This window comes from Kaistia sp. MMO-174, assembly GCF_037147815.1.
Lineage (GTDB): Bacteria > Pseudomonadota > Alphaproteobacteria > Rhizobiales > Kaistiaceae > Kaistia > Kaistia nematophila.
Genome location: NZ_JBBCUO010000001.1, coordinates 20,283 through 44,794 on the forward strand (window position 1 = coordinate 20,283; position 24,512 = coordinate 44,794).

Consider the following 24,512-nt stretch of genomic DNA (forward strand, 5'->3'; position numbering starts at 1 on the left):
GCATGGCGACGGCATGGCGTCCCTTCTGGGTGGTTCTGGCGGGATGCCTCGTCGCCGGCGGCGGCATGGCGCTCGTCAGCGCCGCCGTGCCGCGCGCTTTGGAGAAGCGCGGCATGGTGCTTTCGGATCTGCCGGGCGAGCCCGACGGCGAGGCCCTTGCGGCGCTCCGGCGCTACTACGAGGTCATCCCGGCGGCCTGGCCGCAGCCGACGCTCGACCCGAGCGTCGAGTTCCGCGAACTGGCCGCGCTGGAGCTTCCGAAGCAGAATCCGTCGCCGGCCAAGGTCGCGCTCGGCAAGGCGCTGTTCGAGGATCCGGTCCTGTCGGCCTCGGGCCAGATCGCCTGCCAGAGCTGCCACAATCGCGAGCTCGGCTGGGGCGACGGCCTCAAGACCTCGTTCGGTCATGATCGCGCGCAGGGCCGGCGAAACGCCATGCCGCTGTTCAACGCCTCGCTGCGGCGGAGCCTGTTCTGGGACGGCCGGTCGCCGGATCTGGAGGCGCAGGCGGCCGAGCCGCTGGTCAATCCGGTCGAGATGGCCAACCACGACCTGACCGGCGTGGTCGGCCGGCTCGCGGCCAGCCCCGCCTATCCGGCCCGCTTCGCCGCCGTGTTCGGAACCGATCGGATCGAGCCGGAACAGGTGCTCGAAGCAATCGCGGCCTTCGAGGCGACGCTCGAGGAGCGGACCCGGTTCGACCGCTTCGTGCAGGGCGACAAGCGGGCGCTGACGGATCAGCAGGTCTACGGCCTGCATCTGTTCCGCACCAAGGCCGGCTGCATGAATTGCCACAACGGGCCGCTGATGACGGACGAGAAGTTCCACAATCTCGGCCTGTCGCTGCTCGGGCGTCCCAAGGAGGATGTCGGCCGCTATGGCGTGACCGGCGTGCTCGACGATGTCGGCCGCTTCCGCACGCCGAGCCTCCGCCATGTCGGCGAGACGCGGCCCTACATGCACAATGGCATCGTGCCGACGCTTCGGCATGTCATCATGCTCTACCAGACCGGAGGCGGACACACTCTGCCGCGCAACGCGGCCGAGGCCAGGAACCCGTTGATGCCGTTCGCGGGCCGCACATCGCCGATCCTGAAGCCGCTCGGCCTTTCGCCGGCCGAACGGGAAGCGCTCGTCGCCTTCCTCGAAAGCCTGTGAGGCGGCTCAGTCCTTGCGGAAGATGACGCCGGCGAGCCAGCCGGTGAAGACGGCGAGGATGACGCAGATCAGGCCGTAGATCAGGCCCTGGTTGTGCGCGAGGTCGAAGGTGAACTGCTCGAAGCCCATCTTCGAAATGCGGATCTCCGACTGGTCGGAGGCGAGCATGGCGCCGTCGCGGAACAGGTAGACCGTCACCAGATAGCGGCCGACGGGAACGTTGGCCGGAATCTGCACCGCCGTCTGGAAGATCTCCGTGCCCGGGAATTTCACGCCATAGGCTTCGCTGCGATAGAGACCGTCCTGCTGCTTCAGCCGGATGAAGGCCTGGCGGAATTCGTCGTCCGGCCCGGCGGTCTCGGCGTCGTCATCGGCGGACACAGGAAAGACGAGGGCCTCGGCGCCGATCTGGAAGCGCTTCTGGATCTGCGGCGTCGTCACCTCGGAGAGCGGGCGGGATGAATTGACCGCGTAGAAGGACGGGATGTTGACGAAGGTGCGCGAGGCGCTGTTCAGCCAGAGCCCGACATAGCGCGCCTTGCGCCTTGTGACGACGGTCTCCGACGGCCCCTTGACCGTGACGACGACGTCGTAGAACTCGGCGCGCGACACGGTGGCGGCGTCGCGCTCGATGGCGCCGAAGACGGTGATGCTGGTGCCGGTGAAGTTGGAGGTGATCCGCACCTCCTCGGCCGAAAGCGCGACGATCAGCTGTTCGGCGCGGGCCGGCGCCGCCGCCAGCGCGATCGCCCAGAGGGTCAGCAGGGCGGCGAGCCGTGTCACCGCGTGTCGCCCGCCAGTGTCGCCAGCGAGAACAGGTCCGCCGGCGCGTGCACGAGGTCGACGAAGAAGCGGATGCCGACGCCGAGCACCAGCAGCGCCAGCATGGCGCGTAGCTGGTCGCCGCGCACATGCGCGCCGACGCGGGCGCCGAATTGCGCGCCGATGACGCCACCGACCATCAGGATCAGCGCCAGCACGCCATCGACCGTGTGGTTGGTGGTCGATTGCAGCACGGTCGCCACCGCCATGGTGCCGGTCATCTGGATCAGCGAGGTGCCGATGACGATGTTGGTCGGCACGCGCAGAAGGTAGATCAGCGCCGGGACCAGGATGAAGCCGCCACCGATGCCGAGCAGCGAGCCGAGGATGCCGATGCCGACGCCGATGGCGATCACCGGGATGACGCTGACATAGAGCTTGGAGCGCTTGAAGCGCATCTTGAACGGCAGGCCATGCGCCCAGTTGTGCTGGCCGGGGCGGCGCAGCGGCGCCGGACGGCCGAGGCGGGCGTTGATGATGGCGCGGATCGATTCCGTCAGCATCAGTCCGCCGACCAGGCCGAGGAAGGTCACGTAGCAGACCGCGATGACGAAATCGAGCTGGCCCCAGCGGCGCAGCAGGCTGAAGATTCCGACGCCGATGGTAGAGCCGAGCACGCCCGAGGCAACCAGCACGCCGGCGAGCTTCATGTCGATCATCCGGCGGCGATAATAGGTGATCGCGGCGGAGGAGGACGAGGCGACCACCTGCGCCGTGGTGCTGGCGACGGCGACGGCCGGCGAAATACCCGAAAAGATCAGCAACGGTGTCAGAAGGAAGCCGCCGCCCACCCCGAACAGCCCCGACAGGAAACCGACGGCGCCGCCCATGCCGAAGATGATGAACATGTTCACCGGCAGTTCGGCTATGGGGAGATAGATCTGCACGACGACAGAACCATTGGCGAAGGGTGGAGGCGGAGGCCGAGGCGGACCGATGGCCTTGCCGGAAAATCCCCCGGCAGGACCGCGCGCGGCCACGCCGATCCAATCCTCAGCGCCGCCGACCCGGCCGATAAAGCCGCTTGCACCCGCTCTGTCAACGACAGATCGGCCATGGACGGTCCAGGGCGCGGGGCCAGGGAACAGCAGCGGCTGGGTGTCGCGCGGACGGCTGCGGCTGTCGCCGCCGTCCGGGCATCCGTCAGCCGCGCGTCGCGCTGCCCGCCTTGGTGTCGCGCATCGTCGTCTGCGGGCTCGCCGGCTTCCATTCCGGCTTGATCGCCGGTTCGGAATTGGCGGTGGTGTCGAGCGGCTTCGGCTTGAAGGTCTGCACGGCGGCGCGGGCGGCGGCGAGTGCGTCGGCCGTCATCGCCTTGGCGACCTCGTCGCGGCGCTTGCCGGCGTCGCGATCGCCTTGCTGGGCAGCGAGCGCGAACCACTTGTAGGACTGCACGAGATCGACGCCGACGCCGAGGCCGCGGGCATAGAGCACGCCGAGATTGTACTGGCTGTCGGCTACGTTCCAGTTGGCGGCCTGGGTGAAATACTGCACGGCGCGGACATAGTCCGGCTCGGCCGTGGCGCCCTCGCTTAGCAGGACGGCGAGGTTGTGGGCGGCGCGGGCATTGCCCTGCTCGCTGGCCTTGGCATACCAGGCCTGGGCGGCGGAAAGGTCGCGCGGGACGCCTTCGCCGCGCTCGTAGAGGCTGCCGATCCGGTATTGCGCCAGCGCGAAGCCGGCCTTGGCCGAGCGCTCGTACCATTCGGCCGCGAGGCGCGCGTCGCGCGGCTGGCCGTTGCTGCCATCGGCGAGGCGACGGGCGACCTCGAAGGCGGCGACCGCATCGCCCTTGGCGGCGGCGGTCTCGAGCGCCGAACCTGCCATCGCGCCGTCCGGAATCGAGCTGGTGAAGCCCGATGCCGGCGGCGGATCGCTGGCCAGCGCCGCGATCTGGCCATCGGCTGCGTCGGGCGGGGTAAAGGCGAGCGCGCCGGCGCCATCGGCGGACGGGGCGATCATGGCATGCGGGGCGGGCGCCGACGGGGCGGCGGGCGCCGGGCTCGACGGGGTTACGTCACGCGCCGGCTTGGCCGGGACGGAGCCGGTCGCGACCGGATCAGTTGGCGCCGCGTTCTCCCGGGCCTGGCGCGAAGGCAGGGGCGACAGCTGCATGGCGCCGATCGCCAGCACGATGGCTGCGATCGCCAGCACGATCGGCCGGCGGCGCGAGCGCAGGGCGTCGCCGATACGGGAGAGCGTGCTCGGCCGGGCATCGCCTCCTTCGGCGACGGCCTCGGCCGATTCCGTCTGCGCGGCCTGGGCGGCGCGGCGGGCGGCGGCGATGAAATCGGCCTTGCGGTCGCCGGGCCGGCCTTGCTGCGGCGCCGTCGTCGCCTGGGTGCGGGCGAGGCCGGCGTCTGGCTCGACGAAGGGCGGCAGTACCGGCTGGCCGGAACCGGGCGCCAGCGGGCGGTCCGCCTCGGGCAGGCCGAAGGGCAGCGACGAGACGGTCTCGTGAAGCTCGCGCCGGGAAACGGACGGAGCCTCGGCGGCGTCGCCGAACTCGAGCTGCGCGATGCGGTTCACGACCTTGGCGAGCGTGTTGTGGACTGCTTCCAGCGTTTCGTGCGTCTGCCGGTCGGAGCGGGCCGCCGCCTCCTGCAGCTGGCGCATGTCCTCGCGCAGGCCACGGATCAGCGCCTCGTCGTTGCGGGCGGGCAGGCTGTTGGCCAGCTCGTGGACGACAGAGCGGGCGGCGTCGCGCGCCGCCTCGATCGTGTCCTGGCGGCCGTGGCCGATCAGGTCCTGCAGCCGGTCGAGATTGTCCTCGACGCGGCCGATCGCATCGATGCCGGGCAGGGCGGAGAACTGTTCGGCGAGCGCACCGACCTGGGCCTCGAGCTGCGCCAGCGCCTGATGATCGTCGCGGCGGGCGCTCGCGTCGAGCCGACGGACGAGGGCCTGCATCTGCTCCTCGATGGCGTCGAGCCGGCTCGGCCGGGCAAAGTCCTCGCGAAGCTGGGTGATCTCGGTGCGCAGCCCGTCCAGCGCGTCGGGCGCCCGCAGGGTCGGCAGCTCGGCCAGGGCGTCGAAACGGCCGGCGAGAGCATCAATGCGGTCTTCCAGCCGCGACAGGGCGGTGGGGTCGAGGCCGGCCGGGCGCGGGTCGATCTCGTCGATGGTCGAGCGGATGCCGGCGATCTGCTTTTCCAGCCGGATCAGCGCCAGCGGGTCGGCGCCGCGCGACAGGCCGTCGAGGTCGCGGCGGAGCGAGTCGATCTCGCGTTCGATGCCGGAAAGGTCGACCGGCGGCGCCGGTCGGGCGGCCAGCGTGTCGATCGCGGCGTGCAGGCTGGAGATCTGCCGCTCGACGGCGGCGCTGACCGCGTCGGAGCGGGAGATCGACAGCGAGGCGACGGCGTTGCGGATGTCTTCCAGTTCGGTTTCGACCTCGCGCGACGGCGCGCTGGTCTCGATCGACGCAGCGAGCTGGGCGATCTCGTGCGCCAGGCGCTCGAAGCGGTCGGTTTCCGGCTCGCGGCGGACGATGTCGTCCAGCCGCTCGATGATGTGGCCATAGCCGGATTCGATGCTGGCGAGCGTCGTCTCGCGGGCAGCCAGGTCGAGCGACTGGCGGATCTCGGCCAGGTCCTGGCGCAAAAGGGCGATCGCGTCGGGCGCGGGGGCCGGGTCGGCGGCCTTGCGGCTCGTCAGCGCTTCCATGCGCGCGGCCAGTTCGGTCTTCAGCGTCTGGCTTGCCTCGTCGTTGCGGCGAGCCTCGGCGCTGACGCGCCGGCCGAGCAGGGCGATGTCGTCGCGAAGCGCTGCGATGGCGTCCTCGATCGCGATGGCGTCGAAATGATTGGCCGGGGCGCTCGCCTCATGGTCGATCGCCTTCTGCCGGCTGGAAATCTCGGCGATCGCGGCCTGCAGGCTGGTGAGCTTCTGCTGCGGGCGGGCGGGCTCTTCCGCCGGGGCGCGGACGGCCTGCGGCGGCTCGACGGCGGGCGCTGGCTGCGCGGCGGCGGGGGCCGCCTTGACCGCGGCGAGCTGCGAGGCGATGGCGGCGAGCCGCGTCTCGATACCGCTCAAGCGCTCGGACTGGCGGTCGTCCAGTTGGCGGCCGAGCGCGTCGAAGCGGCCTTCGAGCGAGTGGCGCGGATCCGGATCGCCATGGGTCGCGGCTGGAGCGGACGCCGGGGCGGGCGACGCGGGCTGCGGCGGCTCGCGCCGGACCGGCGCGCGGATCGCGGCGCCTTCCATCACTTCGATCTGCTGCGAGAGGCTGTCGACCAGGGCCGAAAGCGCGGCGAGGCGTTCGGCGCCATCCGGCTCGGCGCGGCGCGGAAATTCGACCGCGGGACGCGACGGTGCGTCGGCGCCCGGCCGGCTCGCCCCATAGCCCGACCTGCTGCTGCCCGTCTTCATGACTTCCGACCCCTGGATGCCCCGACCATCGGCATCGTCCCCGTTCCAGCCGCGTCGCGGCGCCGTTGCAAACCGGCTGCCGCGCCGCGTGATTCCACTCCGGCGTGTTCCTAGAGCTTCGATGCATCATGGTAAACAACGGGTTAACCCGCAGGACAATCCGCAACGCTTCGGTAACGAGACTTAACCAATCCCCTCCGGATTGCGCGGTTTCGCCGCTTGGAATCCGATTTTTGAAGCCCCACTTAACAGTTATGAGGAAAGAGATTTCCGTTAGGTGACGATAAAGCGCTTTACCTGACGCAGCGACACCATCATGACTGAGGAACGCATTTCGGCGGGCCGACGCCGGTCCGCCGCTTTCGCGCCGAACAAGAACAAGGATGACAAGATGAGCATGGCCCAACTGGCGGGGATTTCCCGCGACGATATCGATGGTGCCGGCGCCTCTGATGGCAACAAGCAGACCACTTTCACCATTGGCGATCTGTCGCGTGAATTCGACGTCACGCTGCGCACGTTGCGCTTCTACGAGGACAAGGCCCTTCTGAACCCCCGCCGGGAAGGCCTCAACCGCATCTATTCGCGCCGCGACCGTTCGCGTCTCAAGCTGGTCCTGATGGGCAAGAAGGTCGGCTTCTCGCTGACCGAGATCAAGGAGATGCTCGATCTCTACGATCTGAAGGACGGCCAGGTGCTGCAGATGCGGCTGGCGCTCCGCAAGTTCAACGAGCAGATCGACGTGCTGGAACGCCAGAAGGTCGATATCGAGCAGGCGCTCGACGAGCTGCGCCGCACGGTCGACGTCGTCGCCGGCCTGCTCCGCCAGAAGGAAGCCGGCGCCGCCTGAGGCGCCGAACGAGGTTGGCTGGCTGCGCCGCTCCGGCGGCGCGCCATCGAGGTCGGTGCCCGGAAATCTCCTCCCCCGCGGGCGCCGGCCTTGTTTTCTGGAAGGCGGGCGGCGCGGCGCCGCTGGTCGGACGACCCTCCGGGTTCGCGCCCCCTTCCTCCCGTGCTATGCTTGCCTCTTGGGGCTCACGGGACAAAACTAGGGAGGAAGCCGATGCGGATCATCTCTACCCCGGGGCGCGCCGGCGAAGGCCCGCGCCCGGTCTGGTGTGTCGCCCTGATCCTGGGCTTGCTGGCGTCGATGTCGGCTGCCTCCGCCTCGGCGCAGACAGCCGAGGCCGCTCCCAACGCGCAGACACCGGCCGCTTCGTCCGCCGCCGATGAAGCCGGCGTCGGACGCTACACCATGGTGCCGGCCGAGGGCGGTTTCGTCCGGCTCGATACGCAGACCGGGACTGTTTCGCATTGCCGGCGCGGCGACGCGGCCGCCGGCTCGGTCTGGACCTGTGCCGCAATTCCCGAAAACGTGCTTTCCACGCCCGATCCGGCCGTGGCGCTGGCCGGCAAGGTCGATGCGCTCGAGCGAGAGGTGGCGACGTTGCGCGGTCGCCTCGATGCGGTCGAGGGCGGGCTGAAGGCGAAGGGAACCGCGCAGTCCTCCGGCGACCCGGAGCTCGACCGCGCGCTGAATTTCAGCGAGGAGCTGATGAGCCGCTTCTTCGGCATGGTGCGCGAGATGAAGCGCGAGACGGACGGCGACAGGACCTGACGCCGCCATCCACGCATGGCCGTGGCGCTAGCGGGACTTGAAGCGTTCCGTCGCCGCGATCAGTTCGTGGACGTTGCCCGGCTCCGACATGGCGTGGCCGGCATCCGGCACGATGTGCAGGTCGGCGCCCGGCCACGCCTTCGACAGGTCCCACGCGATGGCCGCCGGCGTGCAGAGGTCGTAGCGGCCATGCACGATGACGCCGGGAATGTCGGCGATGCGATGGGCGTCGGCGAGAAGCTGGTCGTCGCGGTCGAAGAAGCCCTTGTTGACGAAATAATGGGCCTCGATCCGGGCGAAGGCGAGCGCGTAGTAGGGCGAGCCGAAGGCAGAGACGCGCAGCGGGTCCGGCAGCAGCGACAGCGCATTCCCCTCCCACATCGCCCAGGTCCGCGCGAAGCGGGTCTGCGAGGCCTCGTCGCCGGTGGTCAGGCGGCGATGATAGGCCGCGATCATGTCGTGGCGCTCGTCCTCGGGGATCGGCGCCTGGTAGGTCTCGAAAGCCTCCGGCAGCAGCCAGGAAGCGCCTTCCTGATAGAACCAGGCGAGTTCGCGTTGGCGCAGCGTGAAGATGCCGCGCAGCACCAGTTCGCTGACGCGCTCGGGATGTGTCTCGGCATAGGCGAGGGCGAGGCAGGAGCCCCAGGAGCCGCCAAGCAGCTGCCATTTCTCGATGCCGAGATGGGTGCGGATACGCTCCATGTCGGCGACCAGGTCCCAGGTCGTGTTCTCGCGCAACTCGGCATGCGGCGTCGAGCGACCGCAGCCGCGCTGGTCGAACAGGATGATCCGGTAGGCGGCGGGATCGTGGTAGCGGCGCATGTTGGGGCCGCAGCCCGCGCCGGGGCCGCCATGCACCATCAGCACCGGCTTGCCGTTCGGATTGCCGCATTCCTCGACATGGATCTCGTGCAGCTCCGAAACCTTGAGCCGATAGACGGCATAGGGCTCGACGGGCGGAAAGAGCTGCAGGCGCACCTGGGCGGAGGAATCGGGCGGCATGTCAAACTCCGGGGAGGTGGCGGATCGTTCGGGTGTCGCCCGGCGCCGGGTTCTCCAGCTCCGGGAACGGCCCGAACATCGGAATGTCGGCGGCCGGCGGTGGCGCTTCCGGCGCGCTTTCGGCCTCGGCTATCACCGGCTCGGCGGCGGCTTCGGCCGTCGCGACGGGCGGTGGGGTCGCGATGCGCTGCCGCCAGTCCGCGAATTTCCGCTTCAGCCGGCGCGCCAGATAGCGCAGCCGCAGCCACACCAGCGGCCAGTGGATGCCCGGCAGCAGCGACACGGCGAGGAGCGTCGCCAGCCCGCAGACGAGCCCGATCAGGCCGGAAAGCCCGACCGGCAGGCCGAACCACCCCGTCGGCCCGAGCACGGTCGGCGTCACCGTGCCCATGCCGAGATAGGCGCTCGAAAACGCCGGCGCGAAACGGGCGAGCAGCACGTCGGCGACGGTCAGCCACAGGCCGACCGCGATGGCCGCGACCGCGGCGGTCCGCGTCGTCGCGGCGAGGCGCCAGCCCACCAGCAGGAGGGGGCCGAGGCTGGCGGCGGCGATCGACAGCGACACGCCGGCCAGCATGGCGACGCTGCCGAGCGACAGGCGATTGATGCCGAGGATCGCGCCGATGACCAGGATCATGCCGAGGCGGGTGATGAAGATGCGGCGCCCTGCCGGCGCCCGCCTTTCGAGGAGGCCGCCATAGAGATCCTGCCCGATCGTCGTCGCCGTCGTCGCCAGCGCCATGGCGATGGTGATCAGCGCGGCCGAGAGCAGACCGCCGATCAGCAGCACGGCCGGCATGGCGGAAAGGCCGACCCGGTTCGGGAAATTGACGACGAGCCCCAGCGGATCGCCGGCGGCATCGATGCCGGCGAGCCGGCCATAGACCGCGTAGCTCGGCGCGGCGAGCAGGATGGCCGCCGCGAAGCCGACGCCGAGCAGCAGGTGCCGCCGCGTCGGCAGCCCCTTTGCCGCGGTCCAGGCGGGAAACAGCAGCGACGGCATCACCGCGACGCCGACCGCCAGCGAGATCGCGAAGGCGACGATGACGAAGTTCGGGATGCGCGACGCCGCCGTCAGCGTCCCGGGCTCGACCAGGCCGATCCACGGCATGGGCAGCCAGGTTTCGCCCAGCGAGACGGCGGCGACGGGAACGAGGTAGGAAAGCGCCACGATCGGGCCGAGCACGGCGGCGAGCGCGATCGCCGCGCGCAGCCCGCCGGCGATGCAGCCAAGCGCCACCAGAGCGAGGATGACGTCTTCGGCCAGCCGGGGCGACAGTCCCAGCATGCGCGACGCGATGGTGCCTACCAGCGTCGTCTCGGCGGCAAGCAGCGGCAGCAGCGTCAGCATGACGGCGAAAGCGGCGAGCGCCCGCGTCGTCGCGCCGAACCGCGCGCCGCAGGCCTCGGCCAGCGTCGTGGCGCGCGTGCTGCGCAGCGCCGGCGCGACCAGCAGGCTCGCAAGCGCCAGGCCGACCACGAAGGCGGCGATCAGCAGGATGCCGCGTCCGCCGCCGAGTGCCGTGCCGACCGGGCTCGCGACCAGCACCACGGTCGACAAAGCGGTCCCGCCCAGCGCCCAGCCGACGCCTGAAGACTGGATGTTGCCGCCGCGGAGAATGTCGTCGAAATCGAGCGAGCGCATGAGGACGGCCACCACGGCGGCGATCGCCAGCGGCACGATGGGGAACAGTGCGGGCAGCACCGGCCAGGCGCCGAACCGGTCGAGCGCATCGACCAGCCCGAGGCTCGCCAGCACGACCAGCATCGCGATCGTCGCCATCGTTCCGAGGCGTATTTCTCCGGCCACGCGAGCCACTCCGTCCTGTCCGTCGGCGGATCGGACAGGAGCCCGGCCTGCTTGTCAATGCGCGGCCGGCCCTCGCGGGCGGCCGCGGCCTCCGTCCGTCAGGGCCGGAGCAGGCGGGGCGCGGCGCGCTCGAATGTCTTGATGCCGCGCTTGAAGCCCATCAGCGGCTGCGCGATCTCGGCGACCGAAAGCGCCGGATCGGTCGCGTCCATGACCACCAGATCGGCCGCCTTGCCGATGTCGATGCCATAGTCGGCGCAGCGCATCAGCCGTGCCGCGCCGGCCGTCACCATGTCGAGACAGCAGATCATCTCGGCCTTGCGGCCCAGCTGCGCGACATTCGCATAGAGATTGGCGATGCGGTTCAGCGATCCGTCCCCGAACGGCGTGAACGGGTTCAGCACATTGTTGGTGGCGAGCGAGCAGGTAACGCCGAGTTCTGCAAGCCGGTGCGCCGGCGCGACGCCGCGCGGGACGTTGTGATCGTGCCTGCGCCCCATCAGGAACAGGTCGGTCGCCGGCAGCACGGTGACCGCAATGCCGGCCGCCGCCAGCCGGTTGCCGATCGTCGTCAGCGCCTCGGGCGGAATGGCGGAGAGCTTGGTGACATGGCCGACGGCGACGCGGCCGGCCCAGCCGTTCCTTTCGGTCGCGGCAATCACCGCGTCGAGATGCATCCAGCTCGGATCGAGGTCGAAATCGAGGTGGAAGTCGATATCGAGATCGAAGCGCCGGGCGATGGCGAAGATGCGGTCGACATGGGCCTGCGGGTCGCTGTCGGTATAGGGGCAGCCGCCGATCAGGTCGGCGCCCATCTCGCAGGCTTCGACCAGCAGTTCCTCCGTGCCGGGGTCGTTCAGCAGGCCTTCCTGCGGGAAGACGCAGAGCTCCAGATCGACCGCCCAGGCAAAGTCGCGCTGCAGGCGCTTCAGCGCCGCGAAGGAGCGCAGCCCGATGCGGGGATCGATCTCGACATGGCTGCGGATGCGCATCGTGCCCTGCAGGATCGCCTTCACCAGCGTCGCCTCGGCCCGGGCATAGACGTCCTCCTCGCTGAAGTCGCGCTTCAGCCGCGCCACCTCGGCGATGGCGTCGGCAAGCGCTCCCTCGGCGGTGCAGCGGTCGAGGATGCAGGACTTGTCGAGATGCAAATGGCTGTCGACGAAACCGGGCAGCACCAGCCGGCCGCCTGCCGTCTCGTCCAGTCGGGCGGAGCCGAGATCCCGTCCGATCGCGGCAATCAGGCCGTCGATCACGCCGATATCGAGCGGGCCGGAGCCTCGATCGGGGAGGGTGGCATCGCGGAGGACGAGGTCGAACACAGGACGCTTCCGGCTTGGAGGTGGGCAGCCGGACATGACGGATTTCACGACGCAGCCTGCCATCCAGCAAGCAAGTCTCGCGCCATGGCGCCCGCCGCCTGCGGTTCGCCGATCGTGGCGGAGCGCTGCCTCGGCGTGACGCTGCATGTCGGGCATTGCAGCGGAATAGTTGATGCGATGTTGGGCAGGTAGCGCCGATTCGTCCGGCGCGAGGGGCAGGACATGCAGATCTTCGCGAGCGACCCGGCCCTGATGTTCCTGGCGCTGGTGGCGCTCTATATCCGCGACGCGGTCGACTACTGACGTCGCGCTGCGGTCTCACTGGCGCTGTGATCCGTGGTTGCGTCCGCCTCGATTGTCGCCCATTGAAGGGGAAACCGTCCCCATGGCCGCGCCGCCATGGGGGGCGGGATCTGATGGCTGCCTTCCTCGGAGACATCCCGCTTCATGACCCGCCGGCTCCTGCGCTACCTGAAGCGCGCCACGATCATCGTCGCCGTGATCGCGCTGACGCTGCTCACCGCCCGGGTGGTCGACGTGCTGCGCGGCCCGCCGCTGCAGCTCTGGCACAAGCACGCCACGCACGAGCCGTCGGTCAAGCAGCTCGATAGCGCCAGCTGGGAGGATTATCTCAAGGCGGAGACGGTTGTTTTCGACGACGTTCGCGTCAATGTGACCGACAAGCTGAAGCCGGCGCAGCAGCAGCCCTCCAATCGCTATTTCGCCGGCAGCCCGCTCTACACGCCGAATTTCCAGACCGACTGGAACCGCTCCTTCGTCCTGATGCCGGATGGTCCGCCGGTCGGCGCGGTGGTGCTGCTGCACGGCTTGACCGATTCCCCCTACAGCCTTCGCCACATCGCGAAACTCTACCGGGATCACGGCTTCGTCGCGGTCGGCCTGCGCGTGCCGGGCCACGGCACGATTCCGGCCGGGCTGACCAACGTCCATTGGGAGCAATGGCTGGCGGCGACGAGGCTGGCGGTGCGCGAGGCGCGGCGACTGGCGGGCGGCACGGCGCCGCTGCATGTCGTCGGCTATTCGAATGGCGGCGCGCTGGCGCTGATGTATGCGCTCGACGCGGTCGAGGACAGCACGCTGGCCCGCCCGGACCGGCTGGTGCTGTTCTCGCCGATGGTCGGCGTGACGCGTTTTGCCCGCTTCGCCGGCCTCGCCGGTCTGCCGGCGATCTTCCCGGCCTTCGCCAAGACGGCCTGGCTCGGCATCGTGCCGGAATTCAATCCGTTCAAGTACAACTCGTTTCCGGTCAACGCCGCCCGCCAGTCCTACGAGCTGACCGCCGCCCTGCAGGACCGGATCACCCGGCTCGCCCGCGATGGCAGGCTCGGTACGCTGGCGCCGGTGCTGACCTTCCAGTCGATCGTCGATTTCACCGTCAGCGCCCCCGCCATCGTTTCGGCGCTCTACGGAAACCTGCCCGACAACGGCAGCGAGCTGGTGCTGTTCGACATCAACCGCAACGCCGATCTCGGGCCGCTCTTGAGCAGCGCCGCCGAAACGGCGGTCGAGCGCATCCTGCCGCCCGGGCCGCGGCGCTATCGGACGACCGTGATCACGAACCAAGCACCGGGCAGCGACGCGGTCGAGGCGCGCATCGTGGAGGCGGGCCAGACGCAGCCAAAGGCGGAACCGATCGGCCTCGTTTATCCGCCCGACATCTATTCGCTGTCGCATGTGGCGCTGCCGTTCCCCGTCAACGACGGTCTCTACGGCACCCATCCCGATCCCGCCGACGACTTTGGTATTCATCTCGGCGACATCGCCTCGCGCGGCGAGCGTGGCACGCTGATCGTCGGGCTCGACACGCTGATGCGGATGTCGTCGAACCCCTTCTTCCCTTACGTGGGAGAGCGGATCGAAAGCCTGCTTCCCTCTGCGCCGACGGCCCAGGCGCCATCGCCCTAGCGGCGTCGGACCCGGGGCCCGCGGCTCCGGAGCCCAGTCTCGCGAGGCGCAAGAACCAAGCTGCAGAAAGGCGTCTGCGCCGCCGAAGGTGGCGGCGCAGTGGCGTGATCGGGCCAATCCGCTCAGGCGCGGACTGCCCGGCCTTTCATGCGGTCAGCGATACCAGCCGCCGGCGCGGAATTCCCAGCCATTGCCGCGCAGCACCCAGGTCGGCTGGCGGAAGTGCCAGCCGGGACGGTTGCGCTCCCAGCGGCCGGGGACCCAGACATAGTTCCGGTGGCGATGGCTCCAGGTCCAGTAGCCCGGGACCCAGATATAGCCGCGGCGCGGCGGCGGCCGGCGCTCCTGGCGGGCGCGCGGCGGCGGCCGGTTCGGCCGGCCATGGTTGTTGGGAGGCCGGCTGTTGTTGTTCGGGCGGCCCTGTGCCTCGGCGTCGGCCGGGGCGACGACGGCGGCGAGCGGGGCGAGGACGCCGGCGGCCAGCAGGCCGCCTAGAAGGGAGCGTCGGGTCAGCATTTCAAGGTCTTCCTCCTGGAGGGGCGGCTTCCTGTCTTCATGCCGGCATTCCGCGGGACAGGACCGGCCACGCATGCGCGCGACGGGCGCAATCCGCCGCGTCGACGCGCCAGCCTAGCATGGCGGGTCTGAGAGGGGACCGGCTCTCCGTCCCGGACCGATGCATCACGTCCCGAACTTCGGTTCAGCGCAGGAAGAAGCCGATGACGAAGGCGTTGGCGATGTCGATGAAGAAAGCCGAGACCAACGGCAGGATGATGAAGGCCATCGGCGCCGCGCCATGCACCTTGGTGACGGCCGTCATGTTGGCGATCGCCGTCGGCGTCGCGCCGAGGCTGATGCCGCTGAAGCCGGCCGAAATCACCGCGGCTTCGTAATTGCGTCCCATGGCCGGGAACACGACGAAGAGCATGTAGAGCACGGCGGCGATGGTCTGGACGCCGAGCACCAGCACCAGCGACGGGCCGAGATCCTCCAGCGTCCAGAGCTGCATGCTCATCAGCGACATGGCGAGAAAGATGTTCAGCGACAGGTCGGAGATCAGCGCCAGCGAGCGCGTCCGCGTCGGCCAGACCTTCAGCGGCAGGATGCGCGGGACGGTATTGGTCAGTACGATCGCCACCAGCAGACAGGCTACGAAAAGCGGCAGCTTGATGCCGAGTTCGGTGAAGATCTCGTCGACGGTGAAGCCGATCAGCACCGCCACGTTGAGCACGAGGATGGTGCGCAGCAGGCTGATATGGCTGATGTCGTCGGTGACGGCCGGCTCCGTGGTCTTCGGCAGGCCGACCATCGGCTTGCTGCCGCTAGGGCCGCTCAGATTGTAGCGGGCGATCAGCAGCTTCGCCACAGGGCCGCCGACGAGGCTGGCGACAACGAGGCCGAGCGTCGCCGCGGCGATGCCGACCTCGAGCGCGTTCTGCAGGCCGAACTGCTTGGCGATCATCGGCGCCCAGGCGATGGTCGTGCCATGGCCGCCGATCAGCGAGGCGGAGCCGAGCAGCACGGTGATCCCGTCCGGCAGGCCGAGCAGGGCGACGCTGCCGGCCGCGATCAGGTTCTGGATGACGAGGAAGACCATCGTCAGCACCAGCAGGATTACCAGCGGCTTGCCGCCGGCGAGCAGATCGTCGAGCCGGGCATTCAGGCCGATGCCGGTGAAGAAATAGAGCAGCAGCATGTCGCGCGCGGCGAGTTCGAAGGTGATCGACGTGTCGAACACCGTGTAGGCGATCAGCGTGGCGAGCGCCGCCAGCATGCCGCCAGTCACCGCCTCCGGGATGTTCCAGCGCCGCAGCGGCGAGATCCAGCGATTGAGACCGGTGCCGACGAAGAAGACGACGATGGCGATTGTCAGGCTCAGGAATCCGGGAACGGTAACGGTCGTCACTTAGGCAAACACCTGTTCTGCTCGAGCCCTCTGAGCGCTCGGTCGATCTTTGGCGGTATTCAGAACGATCCGAAAGCGGAGCCGAGCAGAATCACTGCCGCCAGGGCGATTAATGCACCGACAATACCAACCATGACGATATCGAAGTAGCTCTTGCCATGCGTCGAGCCGCAGACGGCGAGCAGGGTCACGACGGCGCCGTTGTGGGGAAGACTGTCGAGCGTGCCGGCGCCGATGACGGCGACGCGGTGGAGCAGGGCGGGGTCGATGCCCTGCTCGGCGGCGAGCTTCATGTAGGTTTCGCCGAGCGCGTCGAGCGCGATCGTCAGGCCGCCCGAGGCAGAGCCGGTCAGCGCGGAAAGGATGTTGGTGGCGAAGGCGAGCGACACCAACGGACCGCCATCGATCGACAGAACCCAGTCGCGCACCAGGGCGAAGGCCGGCACCGCCGCGACCACGGCGCCGAAGCCGACCAGGCTGGCGACGCTGAAGGCGGGCAGCACCGAGGCATTGGCGCCGGCATCGATGGTGGCGCGCAGCGTTGGCAGGCGATGCCCGCTGACCGCGAGCAGGGTCAGGATCGCAGCCGAGAGCGCCACGATCACCGACCAGACGCCGCCGACGGCGGCGATCGAGGTCGAGCCCCAGACAGGCTCGGCCAGATAGGCCGTGTCGAGGCGCGGCAGCACGACGAAGCTCATCAGCAGGTTGACGAGGATCACCACCACGAGGGGGAGGGCGGCTGCCCAGACGGCCGGGCTTTTCGGGCTCGGCTTGCCCTTGCTGATTTCGGCCGGGTCGAATTCGCGCGCCGTTGTCGCCCGTTCGCGGATCAGGCCGTCGTCGACCGTGATCGGGTTTGCGTCCTCGTCGCCGAAGCCCTCTCCGGCGTGGCGCGCCTTGGCCTCTGCCCGCCCGAGCCACCAGAGGCCGAAAGCGAGCATGATCGCGGAGGCGATGATGCCGAGGCCGGGCGCGGCGAACGGGGTCGTGCCGAAGAACGGCATCGGGATGGCGTTCTGGATCGCCGGCGTGCCGGGAAGCGCCGACATGGTGAAGGTCGAGGTGCCGAGCGCGATCGCCGCCGGCATCAGCCGGCGCGGGATGGCGGCGGCGCGAAAGAGGGCGATCGCCATCGGCGCCAGCACGAAGAAGGCGACGAACAGGCTGACGCCGCCATAGGTGACAAGCGCGCCGGCGAGCACGACGGCGAGGATCGCCCGCCGTTCGCCCAGTTTCGCCACCATGGCATTGGCGATGGACGTGACCGAGCCGCTATCCTCCATCAGCTTGCCGAACAGCGCGCCGAGCAGGAAGATCGGGAAGAACTGCATCACGAACTGCGACGCGCTCGCCATGAAGGTCTGCGTCCAGTGGGCGAGCAGCGGCTCGCCGGAGAAGAGCGCGGCGATCAGCGCCGCGATTGGCGCCAGCAGCAGGATGCTCCAGCCGCGAAAGGCCAGCCAGATCAGCAGGCCGAGGCCGAGAAGGATGCCGAGCAAGCCCATCTTTCAGCACTCCGCCAGCAGGACGTCGATATCGGCCGAGGAGCGTTGGCCGATGTCTCCACCATGTTCGTCGAGGAACGCGCTCGCGGCGCGGTTCCCTTCCTCGCGCAGCATCGACAGGAACGCCCATTCGGCGTTCAGCTTCGACGAGGCGCTGAGATCCACCATCATGTCGGTCATGATCCGGTGCGTCCGCATTCCCGCCCAGCGTGCGCCTTCGCCGCTGCCGGGGTCGGCGACCTGGCGCAGCAGCGCGATCATCCGAAGCTCCTTCATCAGCGGCGCGTTGAAGGATATCTCGTTGAGGCGGTTCATGATTTCCGACGCCGTCCTGGGCGTTGCGGGCCGTTCGCGCGGATTGATCTGCACCAGGATCGTGTCGCAGGCGTCGCTCTCGCGCACCAGCGGCGTGATGGTCGGATTCCCGGCGAAGCCGCCGTCCCAGTAGGGCACGCCGTCGATCTCGACCGCCTGGAACATGGTCGGCAGGCAGGCCGAGGCGAGCAGCACGTCGGCGGTGATTTCGGCATTGCGGAAGATGCGGCCGCGGCCGGTATGGACGTTGGTCGCCGTGATGAACAGCTTCACCGGCGACTTCGCCAGCCGTTCGAAGTCGATCCGTTCGAGCAGCAGGTCCTGCAGCGGGTTCTTGCCGGTCGGATTGAGGTCATAGGGCGAGAAAACGCGCGACATCAGGTCGACGGCGACATAGGCGGGCGAATGGTCGAGGGTCCAGCGGCCGAGCAGAATGTCGAGAGGGCTGCGCTGGAACGGGCTGAAGCGCGCCGAGTCGGCGACGGCGCGCCAGAAGGATTCGAGTGCCGCGCGCGCGCCCTCGGCGCCGCCGGCGGCATAGCCGTCCGCCAGCACTGCGGCGTTCATGGCGCCGGCCGAAGTGCCGGAGATCGCCTCGATCGTCAGGGAGGGTTCTTCCAGCAGGCGTTCCAGCACGCCCCAGGTGAACGCGCCGTGCGATCCGCCGCCCTGGAGCGCGAGGTCGATCGGAACGGGGGTGATGCGGGAGGCGGCGGGCTTGGCACGGGTCGGCGCGGTAGAGGGCATCTCTGGGCTCACGACGAAGGGGGCAGGGTGTGTGCGAATCGCAACGCGCGGCCGCACACTGTGACCTAACGGTATTGCTGCACTGCGATATTGATCCAGATCATTTGTCACGTGCAACCTGCATTAGTAAGAAGAGATGAGTTCCCGTGCCGCCGCTGGCGCCGGATCGGGTGACGAGGAGTGCGCATGACCGATGTTGTGGAGCCCGTGTCGGCGCCGTCCCCTTTGATCCAGCCGATCGTATTCAGCACCGCCGCATTGCCGGCTCGCAGCCAGTTCGAAGCCTGGCGCAACCTAATGTCGCCGGTGATCGACTTCGATGTTCCCGACGGACGCGAGGGCGGGTTCCCGGCCGAGCAGAGGGTGTGGGACGTCGGTGGTTTCGCCCTGACGCGGGCCCGCATGCCGGCCGACGGCCAGTTGCGCGTCTGGCAGCACATCCGCAAGAATCCGCTCGATCACTGGTGCTTCGTGCTGGTGAATGACGGTACGGGCCCGGCGGTGCCGTCGAGCCGTCCGGAGCCGCGCCAGATCTTCTTCCGCTCCCTGGCCGAGCCGTTCGACGGGGCAGCCAGGGACACCAGCGTGCTGACGCTCTATGCGCCGCGCGAACTGTTTGGCGAGGGGCTGATGGGCATCGGCCGCGGCTCGGGCGTGATCGCCGATGTCGGCCTAGGCGCGCTGCTCGGCGATTATTTCCTCAATCTCGAAAAGCGCCTGCCGGGTGTCGGCGTGGCGGATCTGCCGCAGGTCGTCGAGGCGACGCGGGCGATGATAGCCGCCTGCGTCCGCCCGTCGATGGAGCGCGTGGAGGTCGCTCATGATGCGATCGTCGCGACGCTCATGGAGCGTGCCCGCGTCGTCATCCGTCAGAATCTCGGCTCCGTCACCTTCGGGCCGGACCGGCTCGCCCAGGCGCTCGGCGTGTCGCGCTCGAAGCTCTACCGGATGTTCGAGCCTTTCGGAGGCGTTGCCCGCTATGTGCATCGCCAGCGGCTGGTGGCGGCGCATTCCGCCCTCTCCGATGTCGCCAACAAGACGCCGATCATCCAGATCGCCGAGGCGCTCGGCTTCAGCGACGCCTCCGGCTTCAGCCGCGCCTTCAAGCAGGAATTCGGCCACAGCCCGAGCGAAGCGCGCCTCGCCGCTGTCGTTGGTGCGCCGCTACCCTCCGCCATGCGGCGCGCGGGCGGCGACGCGGGCGCCGATTTCGGCGAAATGCTTCGGCGGCTCTGCGCTTGAGACCGGGCCGGGAAGGCGGGCCCGGCGTGCTGATATTGCAACGCACCAAAATTGTCCGCCGATTGGGATGCAATGCATAGTGACGAGACACAGCGCTCATCACTTTGACATGTCGAGCGGATAGCTTCCGCCGCGAGAATCTGGAGTTTTTCGGGGCGGCTCATTCGGCCCGGAGAGGCGCGATGGCGGCGAGTGTTCCTCACTTGACTGCCCTTGGGTCTGGCTTCAGAGAAGAGTCCATGGTGCGCGCAAGGGCGCGCGAGTTCCGGGTGACGCGTGGCTTCGAGGTGCGATCCCGCCCGAGCCATCGTCCTCCGGACATTCTGGTTCGGGGGATGTTTCGTGACGAACAGGACTGATCGTCGGACGAGTGGGCGTGGCGTGATCGGCATCGCCGCGGTCCTTTTCGTGGCCGCGCCGATCCTGGCGGCATGCCAGCGCGAGAGCGAGGCCGAGGCTCCCGAAGTGCGTCCCGTGCGGACCGTCGTCGCAGCGCGAGAGAAGGTCGGCGAGACCGTGGTCCTGACCGGCCAGGTTCAGGCCCAGAACGAGGCGAGCATGGCGTTCCGCATCGGCGGCCGCATGATCGAGCGTCCCGTCAATGTTGGCGATCATGTCGAGGCCGGCCAGCTGCTGGCCCGACTCGATCCCGTCAACGAGCTGAATGCGCTTCGCTCGGCTCAGGCGGCGCTCGCCGCGGCGCAGGGCCAGCTCACCCAGGCCCGCAACGCTTATGGCCGGCAGGAGCACCTGCTGCGCAACGGCTTCACCACGCGCGCCAATTACGACCAGGCCGCGCAGGCGCAGCAGACCGCGCAGGCCCAGGTCGACGACGCCGAGGCGCAGCTGGAGATCGCGCATGACCGCGTCGCCTTCACCGAGCTCAAGGCCGACGTTTCCGGCACGATCACCGCGCGCGGCGCTGAGCCGGGCGAAGTGGTGCAGGCCGGACAGATGATCGTGCAGCTGGCGCGGCGCGATGGCCGTGACGCTGTCTTCGACGTGCCGGCGCAGGTGCTGCGCGCCGCCCCGGCCGATCCGATCATCAGCGTCCGCCTGACCGACGATCCCTCGGTCTCCGCCGTTGGCCGCGTTCGCGAGGTCGCGCCGCAGGCCAATGCCCAGACGCGCAACTTCCCCGTCCGCGTCGGCCTCGACAATCCGCCGGCGGCCCTGCTGCTCGGCTCGACCGTTACCGGCACGATGGTGATGGATTCCTCGCCCGTGATCGCGATCCCGGCGACGGCACTGACCACCTCGGAGCAGAATCCGGCGGTCTGGATCGTCGATCCCGCCACCTCGACCGTCTCGCTGCGCAATGTCGATATCGTCCGGCATGATCCGGCTACAGTCGTCGTCTCGCAGGGCCTCGATACGGGCGAGATCGTCGTCACCGCCGGCGTGCAGGCGCTTCATCCGGGCCAGAAGGTCCGTCTGCTTGGGGCGACCGCGCAATGAGTGGCCTCAACCTCTCTGCCTGGTCGCTCAACCATCGCTCCTTCGTCGTCTACTGGATGATCGCGGTGATGGTGGCGGGCATCGCCTCCTTCATCAATCTCGGCCGCAACGAAGATCCGCCGATCACCATCAAGACAATGATCGTGCACGCCGTCTGGCCGGGCGCGACCATCGAGGACACGCTCAACCAGGTCACCGAGCGGCTCGAGCGCAAGATCCAGGAAATCCCCGAGGTTGACGACGTCCGTTCCTCGACCAGCGCCGGCAGCACGACGCTTTTCGTCAACCTGCGCCAGGAAGTGACCTCGGCCGAGGTTCCCGAAGTATGGTACGAGGTGCGCAAGGGCATCGGCGACATCCGCCAGACGCTGCCTGCCGGCGTCCTCGGACCCTTCTTCAACGACAGCTTCGGCGACACCTTCGGCATCATCTACGGCTTCACCGCCGACGGCTTCACGCATCGCGAACTGCGCGACTACGTCGAGGCCGCGCGCTCTCGCCTGCTGCACGTCCCCGACGTCTCGCAGATCGAGATCATCGGCGCGCAGGACGAGAAGATCTATGTCGAGTTCTCGACCGAGCAACTCGCGGGGATGGGCATTGATCGCTCGGCGCTCCTGAATGCGCTGCGCGCGCAGAACGTCGTCAGCCCGGCCGGCGTGCTCGAGACCGGCGAGGAGCGCATCTCGCTGCGCGTTTCCGGCGCCTTCGAGAACGAGCAGGACCTTCTCGACATCAACTTCGTCGCCAATGGCCGGCTCGTCCGGTTGCGCGACATTGCCCAAGTCCGCCGTGGCTACGCCAGCCCGCCGCAGCCGCAGTTCCGCGTGAACGGCCAGCCGGCGATCGGCCTCGGGATCGCCATGCGCGACGGTGGCGACATCCTCGCGCTCGGCAAGAATATCCGCGCCGCCATGTCCGAGATCACGGCCGACCTGCCGCTCGGCATCCAGCCGACGCTGGTCGCCGACCAGGCCGTCGTCGTCGACGAGGCGATCGGCGATTTCACCACCTCGCTCTGGCAGGCGATCGCCATCATCGCGGTGGTGAGCTTCGTCAGCCTCGGCATCCGTGCCGGCACGGTGGTGGCGCTGGCCATCCCGATCTCGCTCGCCATGGTGTTCGTGGTGATGAGCATCGTCGGCATCGACCTGCAGCGAATATCGCTCGGCGCGCTGATCATCGCGCTCAGCCTGCTGGTCGATGACGCGATGACGACGGTCGACTCGATGACATCGAGGCTGGCGGCCGGCGAGACAAAGGAAGCCGCTGCGGCGAACACGTTCCAGACGCTGGCGCTCGCCATGCTGACAGGAACGCTCGTCACCGCCGCCGGCTTCGTGCCGATCGGCTTCGCGCGCAGTTCGGCCGGCGAGTACACCTTCTCGATCTTCGCCGTCGTCGGTATCGCGTTGGTGGTGTCTTGGCTCGGCGCGGTGATCTTCTCGCCGCTAATCGGCGCCGTGCTGCTGAAGGCGCCGAAGGAGAAGGCGGATCCGAACAAGGTCAACGTGATCGTACGTGTGTTCCGCGCGATCCTTTTGACGGCGATGCGGATGCGCTGGGTCACCATCGGCCTGACCCTCGCCTGCTTCGTCGGCGCGATCCTGCTTGCGCCTCACGTGCCGCGCCAGTTCTTCCCGGCTTCGGACCGTACCGAGCTGATGGTCGATCTCCGCCTTCGGCAGAATGCCTCGATCTACGAGAGCGGCGATGTGTCGGCGCGCTTCGACGCCATCATGAAGGACGACCCGGACGTCGCCCGCTGGAGCACCTATATCGGCCGCGGCGCCATCCGCTTCTACCTGCCGCTCAATGTCGAGCTGCCGAACGAGTTCTTCGCGCAGGCCGTCGTGATCGCCAAGGACGTCGATGCCCGGCTGCGGCTCGAGGAGCGTCTCGAAAAGAAGCTGGCGGAACAGTTCCCGGATTCGGTCTCGCGCGTTGCGCCGCTTGAACTCGGCCCGCCGGTTGGCTGGCCGGTGCAGTATCGCGTCAGCGGTCCGGATGTAGACAAAGTCCGCGACATCTCGATGAGCCTGGCCCAGATCGTTTCGGGCAATCCCGATACGCGCCGGGTCAATTTCGACTGGATGGAGCCGGCGCGCATGGTGCGCGTCAAGATCGACCAGGACCAGGCCCGCCTGCTCGGCTTGAGCTCGCAGGCGCTTTCCGCCGCGCTGAACTCTGTCGTGACGGGAACGACGGTCACGCAGGTCCGCGACGACATCTACCTCGTCGATGTCGTGGCCCGCGCCACCAACGAGCAGCGCATCTCGCTGGCCAACCTGCAGACCCTGCAGGTGCCGCTGCCGAATGGCCGCACCGTGCCGCTGCGCCAGTTCGCGACCTTCGAGTATGGCCAGGAATATCCCGTGATCTGGCGTCGCGACCGCGTGCCGACGCTGACGGTGCAGGCCGACGTCGTCCCCGGCGGCTCGCCGGAGGCGGTCGTCGAGGCGCTGGAGAAGCCGGTCGAAGCGCTGCGCGGCACCCTGCCGCTCGGCTACGACATCGTCGTCGGCGGCGTCGTCGAGGAGAGCGCCCAGTCGCTCGCCTCGGTAATGGCGGTCGTACCGATCATGCTGTTCCTGATGGTGTCGTTCCTGATGGCGCAGTTGCAGAGCTTCGGCAGGCTGTTCCTGGTGCTCTGCGTCGTGCCGATGGGGTTGATCGGCGTCGTCGGGTCGCTGTTCCTGTTCAACAGGCCGCTCGGCTTCGTCGCCATCCTCGGCATCCTGTCGCTGCTCGGACTGATCGCCAAGAACGCGGTCATCCTGATCGAGCAGATCGAGGCGGAAAGGCGCCGCGGCCTGTCGATCTGGGATGCGGTGCTCGAGGCGACGGTGTCGCGCTTCCGGCCGATCATGCTGACGGCGATCTCGACCGTTCTCGGCATGATCCCGATCGCGGCGACGATTTTCTGGGGTCCGATGGCATTCGCCATCATGGGCGGCCTGCTCGTCGCAACCCTGCTGACGCTAGTGTTCCTGCCAACCCTCTATGTCACGTTCTACCGTGGCAAGGAGGGCGAGCCGGCGCCGGCGGCCGTTGACGCGTCCCCGGCCGCGCCGCTGCCGGCTGCAAAGGCCTGAATCGAGCCTCCGACCTGCGCCTCGGGCGTGGGTCGGACCTCTTGCTTGAAGAACAAGGGCCGCGGAACTCCGCGGCCTTCTTTTTTGCGCTGTGGCTGCTCGAGCGAGGTACGCGGACCAGCGCGGCGCAGGCTCTTGGCCCGCCGAAGGCGTGGCTGGCGAAGGCGCTGGAGCCCCCGCTTGGGGAGGCGGGATCGATCCGATGCCTTGTCC

At 68.6% G+C, this 24,512-nt stretch carries 17 protein-coding genes; 7 read left to right on the forward strand and 10 right to left on the reverse strand.

The window, feature by feature from the left end:
• The first annotated feature begins 2 nt into the window (after nucleotides 1-2).
• Entirely contained in the window at nucleotides 3-1,157 is a 1,155-nt protein-coding gene (locus tag WFK98_RS00100; protein WP_336798873.1) for a cytochrome-c peroxidase, read from the forward strand.
• A 6-nt stretch (nucleotides 1,158-1,163) separates the two neighbouring features.
• On the opposite strand, the gene WFK98_RS00105 is transcribed toward WFK98_RS00100, so the two are convergent.
• The 3 genes from WFK98_RS00105 to WFK98_RS00115 all read right to left on the reverse strand — a co-directional run bounded on the left by WFK98_RS00105 (nucleotide 1,164) and on the right by WFK98_RS00115 (nucleotide 6,350).
• Nucleotides 1,164-1,940, reverse strand: coding sequence for a TIGR02186 family protein (locus tag WFK98_RS00105; RefSeq protein WP_336798874.1), 777 nt, complete (start codon nucleotides 1,938-1,940; stop codon nucleotides 1,164-1,166).
• Nucleotides 1,937-2,866, reverse strand: coding sequence for a sulfite exporter TauE/SafE family protein (locus WFK98_RS00110; RefSeq protein WP_336798875.1), 930 nt, complete (start codon nucleotides 2,864-2,866; stop codon nucleotides 1,937-1,939). Before WFK98_RS00110 ends, WFK98_RS00105 begins: the two co-directional genes overlap by 4 nt.
• Nucleotides 2,867-3,122: 256 nt before the next feature.
• Complete coding sequence (locus WFK98_RS00115) at nucleotides 3,123-6,350, reverse strand: hypothetical protein (protein WP_336798876.1); 3,228 nt, start codon at nucleotides 6,348-6,350, stop codon at nucleotides 3,123-3,125.
• Between the two features lie 391 nt (nucleotides 6,351-6,741).
• Between WFK98_RS00115 and WFK98_RS00120 the strand changes: the two genes are divergently transcribed.
• A complete protein-coding gene (locus WFK98_RS00120) occupies nucleotides 6,742-7,200 on the forward strand; it encodes a MerR family transcriptional regulator (protein ID WP_266330781.1) in 459 nt (152 codons plus the stop codon).
• A 213-nt stretch (nucleotides 7,201-7,413) separates the two neighbouring features.
• Nucleotides 7,414-7,968 (forward strand): hypothetical protein, encoded by a 555-nt coding sequence (locus WFK98_RS00125; RefSeq protein WP_336798877.1) that lies wholly within the window; start codon nucleotides 7,414-7,416, stop codon nucleotides 7,966-7,968.
• Nucleotides 7,969-7,995: 27 nt separating this feature from the next.
• Here the strand turns inward: WFK98_RS00125 and pip are convergent, their stop codons facing one another.
• The 3 genes from pip to WFK98_RS00140 form a co-directional block, all read right to left on the reverse strand.
• Entirely contained in the window at nucleotides 7,996-8,970 is a 975-nt protein-coding gene (pip, locus tag WFK98_RS00130; protein ID WP_266337320.1) for a prolyl aminopeptidase, read from the reverse strand.
• 1 nt (nucleotide 8,971) lies between these two features.
• On the reverse strand, nucleotides 8,972-10,780 hold the full coding sequence (locus WFK98_RS00135; protein WP_336798878.1) for a hypothetical protein: 1,809 nt from the start codon (nucleotides 10,778-10,780) through the stop codon (nucleotides 8,972-8,974).
• 98 nt (nucleotides 10,781-10,878) lie between these two features.
• Nucleotides 10,879-12,102, reverse strand: a complete 1,224-nt coding sequence (locus WFK98_RS00140) for an amidohydrolase family protein (protein WP_336798879.1) — start codon at nucleotides 12,100-12,102, stop codon at nucleotides 10,879-10,881.
• A gap of 447 nt (nucleotides 12,103-12,549) precedes the next feature.
• Between WFK98_RS00140 and WFK98_RS00145 the strand changes: the two genes are divergently transcribed.
• The gene (locus tag WFK98_RS00145; protein WP_336798880.1) at nucleotides 12,550-14,028 is read left to right on the forward strand and encodes an alpha/beta hydrolase; all 1,479 of its coding nucleotides are present in this window, start codon (nucleotides 12,550-12,552) and stop codon (nucleotides 14,026-14,028) included.
• A gap of 153 nt (nucleotides 14,029-14,181) precedes the next feature.
• Here WFK98_RS00145 and WFK98_RS00150 read toward each other — a convergent pair whose 3' ends face one another.
• The 4 genes from WFK98_RS00150 to WFK98_RS00165 all read right to left on the reverse strand — a co-directional run bounded on the left by WFK98_RS00150 (nucleotide 14,182) and on the right by WFK98_RS00165 (nucleotide 18,504).
• Nucleotides 14,182-14,544, reverse strand: a complete 363-nt coding sequence (locus WFK98_RS00150; RefSeq protein ID WP_266337324.1) for a hypothetical protein — start codon at nucleotides 14,542-14,544, stop codon at nucleotides 14,182-14,184.
• A gap of 184 nt (nucleotides 14,545-14,728) precedes the next feature.
• Nucleotides 14,729-15,934 (reverse strand): sodium/glutamate symporter, encoded by a 1,206-nt coding sequence (gene gltS / locus WFK98_RS00155; RefSeq protein WP_336798881.1) that lies wholly within the window; start codon nucleotides 15,932-15,934, stop codon nucleotides 14,729-14,731.
• 59 nt (nucleotides 15,935-15,993) lie between these two features.
• A complete protein-coding gene (locus tag WFK98_RS00160; RefSeq protein WP_336798882.1) occupies nucleotides 15,994-17,442 on the reverse strand; it encodes a GntP family permease in 1,449 nt (482 codons plus the stop codon).
• 3 nt (nucleotides 17,443-17,445) lie between these two features.
• The gene (locus tag WFK98_RS00165; protein WP_336798883.1) at nucleotides 17,446-18,504 is read right to left on the reverse strand and encodes a patatin-like phospholipase family protein; all 1,059 of its coding nucleotides are present in this window, start codon (nucleotides 18,502-18,504) and stop codon (nucleotides 17,446-17,448) included.
• A 186-nt stretch (nucleotides 18,505-18,690) separates the two neighbouring features.
• Between WFK98_RS00165 and WFK98_RS00170 the strand changes: the two genes are divergently transcribed.
• The 3 genes from WFK98_RS00170 to WFK98_RS00180 all read left to right on the forward strand — a co-directional run bounded on the left by WFK98_RS00170 (nucleotide 18,691) and on the right by WFK98_RS00180 (nucleotide 24,299).
• Nucleotides 18,691-19,746 carry a helix-turn-helix domain-containing protein gene (locus WFK98_RS00170; protein WP_336798884.1) on the forward strand — a complete coding sequence of 352 codons (1,056 nt, stop codon included), beginning with the start codon at nucleotides 18,691-18,693 and terminating at the stop codon, nucleotides 19,744-19,746.
• Nucleotides 19,747-20,127: 381 nt separating this feature from the next.
• Nucleotides 20,128-21,204, forward strand: coding sequence for an efflux RND transporter periplasmic adaptor subunit (locus WFK98_RS00175; protein ID WP_420909590.1), 1,077 nt, complete (start codon nucleotides 20,128-20,130; stop codon nucleotides 21,202-21,204).
• Nucleotides 21,201-24,299, forward strand: a complete 3,099-nt coding sequence (locus WFK98_RS00180) for an efflux RND transporter permease subunit (protein WP_336798885.1) — start codon at nucleotides 21,201-21,203, stop codon at nucleotides 24,297-24,299. The genes WFK98_RS00175 and WFK98_RS00180 overlap by 4 nt, the downstream gene beginning before the upstream one ends.
• The last annotated feature ends 213 nt before the right edge of the window (nucleotides 24,300-24,512 follow it).

Coding starts and splice junctions, on each gene's coding strand:
- WFK98_RS00100 (WP_336798873.1), top strand. CDS start 3: ATGGCGACGGCATGGCGTCCCTTCTGGGTGGTTCTGGCGGGATGCCTC.
- WFK98_RS00115 (WP_336798876.1), bottom strand. CDS start 6,350: ATGAAGACGGGCAGCAGCAGGTCGGGCTATGGGGCGAGCCGGCCGGGC.
- WFK98_RS00120 (WP_266330781.1), top strand. CDS start 6,742: ATGAGCATGGCCCAACTGGCGGGGATTTCCCGCGACGATATCGATGGT.
- WFK98_RS00125 (WP_336798877.1), top strand. CDS start 7,414: ATGCGGATCATCTCTACCCCGGGGCGCGCCGGCGAAGGCCCGCGCCCG.
- pip (WP_266337320.1), bottom strand. CDS start 8,970: ATGCCGCCCGATTCCTCCGCCCAGGTGCGCCTGCAGCTCTTTCCGCCC.
- WFK98_RS00145 (WP_336798880.1), top strand. CDS start 12,550: ATGACCCGCCGGCTCCTGCGCTACCTGAAGCGCGCCACGATCATCGTC.
- WFK98_RS00150 (WP_266337324.1), bottom strand. CDS start 14,544: ATGCTGACCCGACGCTCCCTTCTAGGCGGCCTGCTGGCCGCCGGCGTC.
- WFK98_RS00160 (WP_336798882.1), bottom strand. CDS start 17,442: ATGGGCTTGCTCGGCATCCTTCTCGGCCTCGGCCTGCTGATCTGGCTG.
- WFK98_RS00165 (WP_336798883.1), bottom strand. CDS start 18,504: ATGCCCTCTACCGCGCCGACCCGTGCCAAGCCCGCCGCCTCCCGCATC.
- WFK98_RS00170 (WP_336798884.1), top strand. CDS start 18,691: ATGACCGATGTTGTGGAGCCCGTGTCGGCGCCGTCCCCTTTGATCCAG.
- WFK98_RS00180 (WP_336798885.1), top strand. CDS start 21,201: ATGAGTGGCCTCAACCTCTCTGCCTGGTCGCTCAACCATCGCTCCTTC.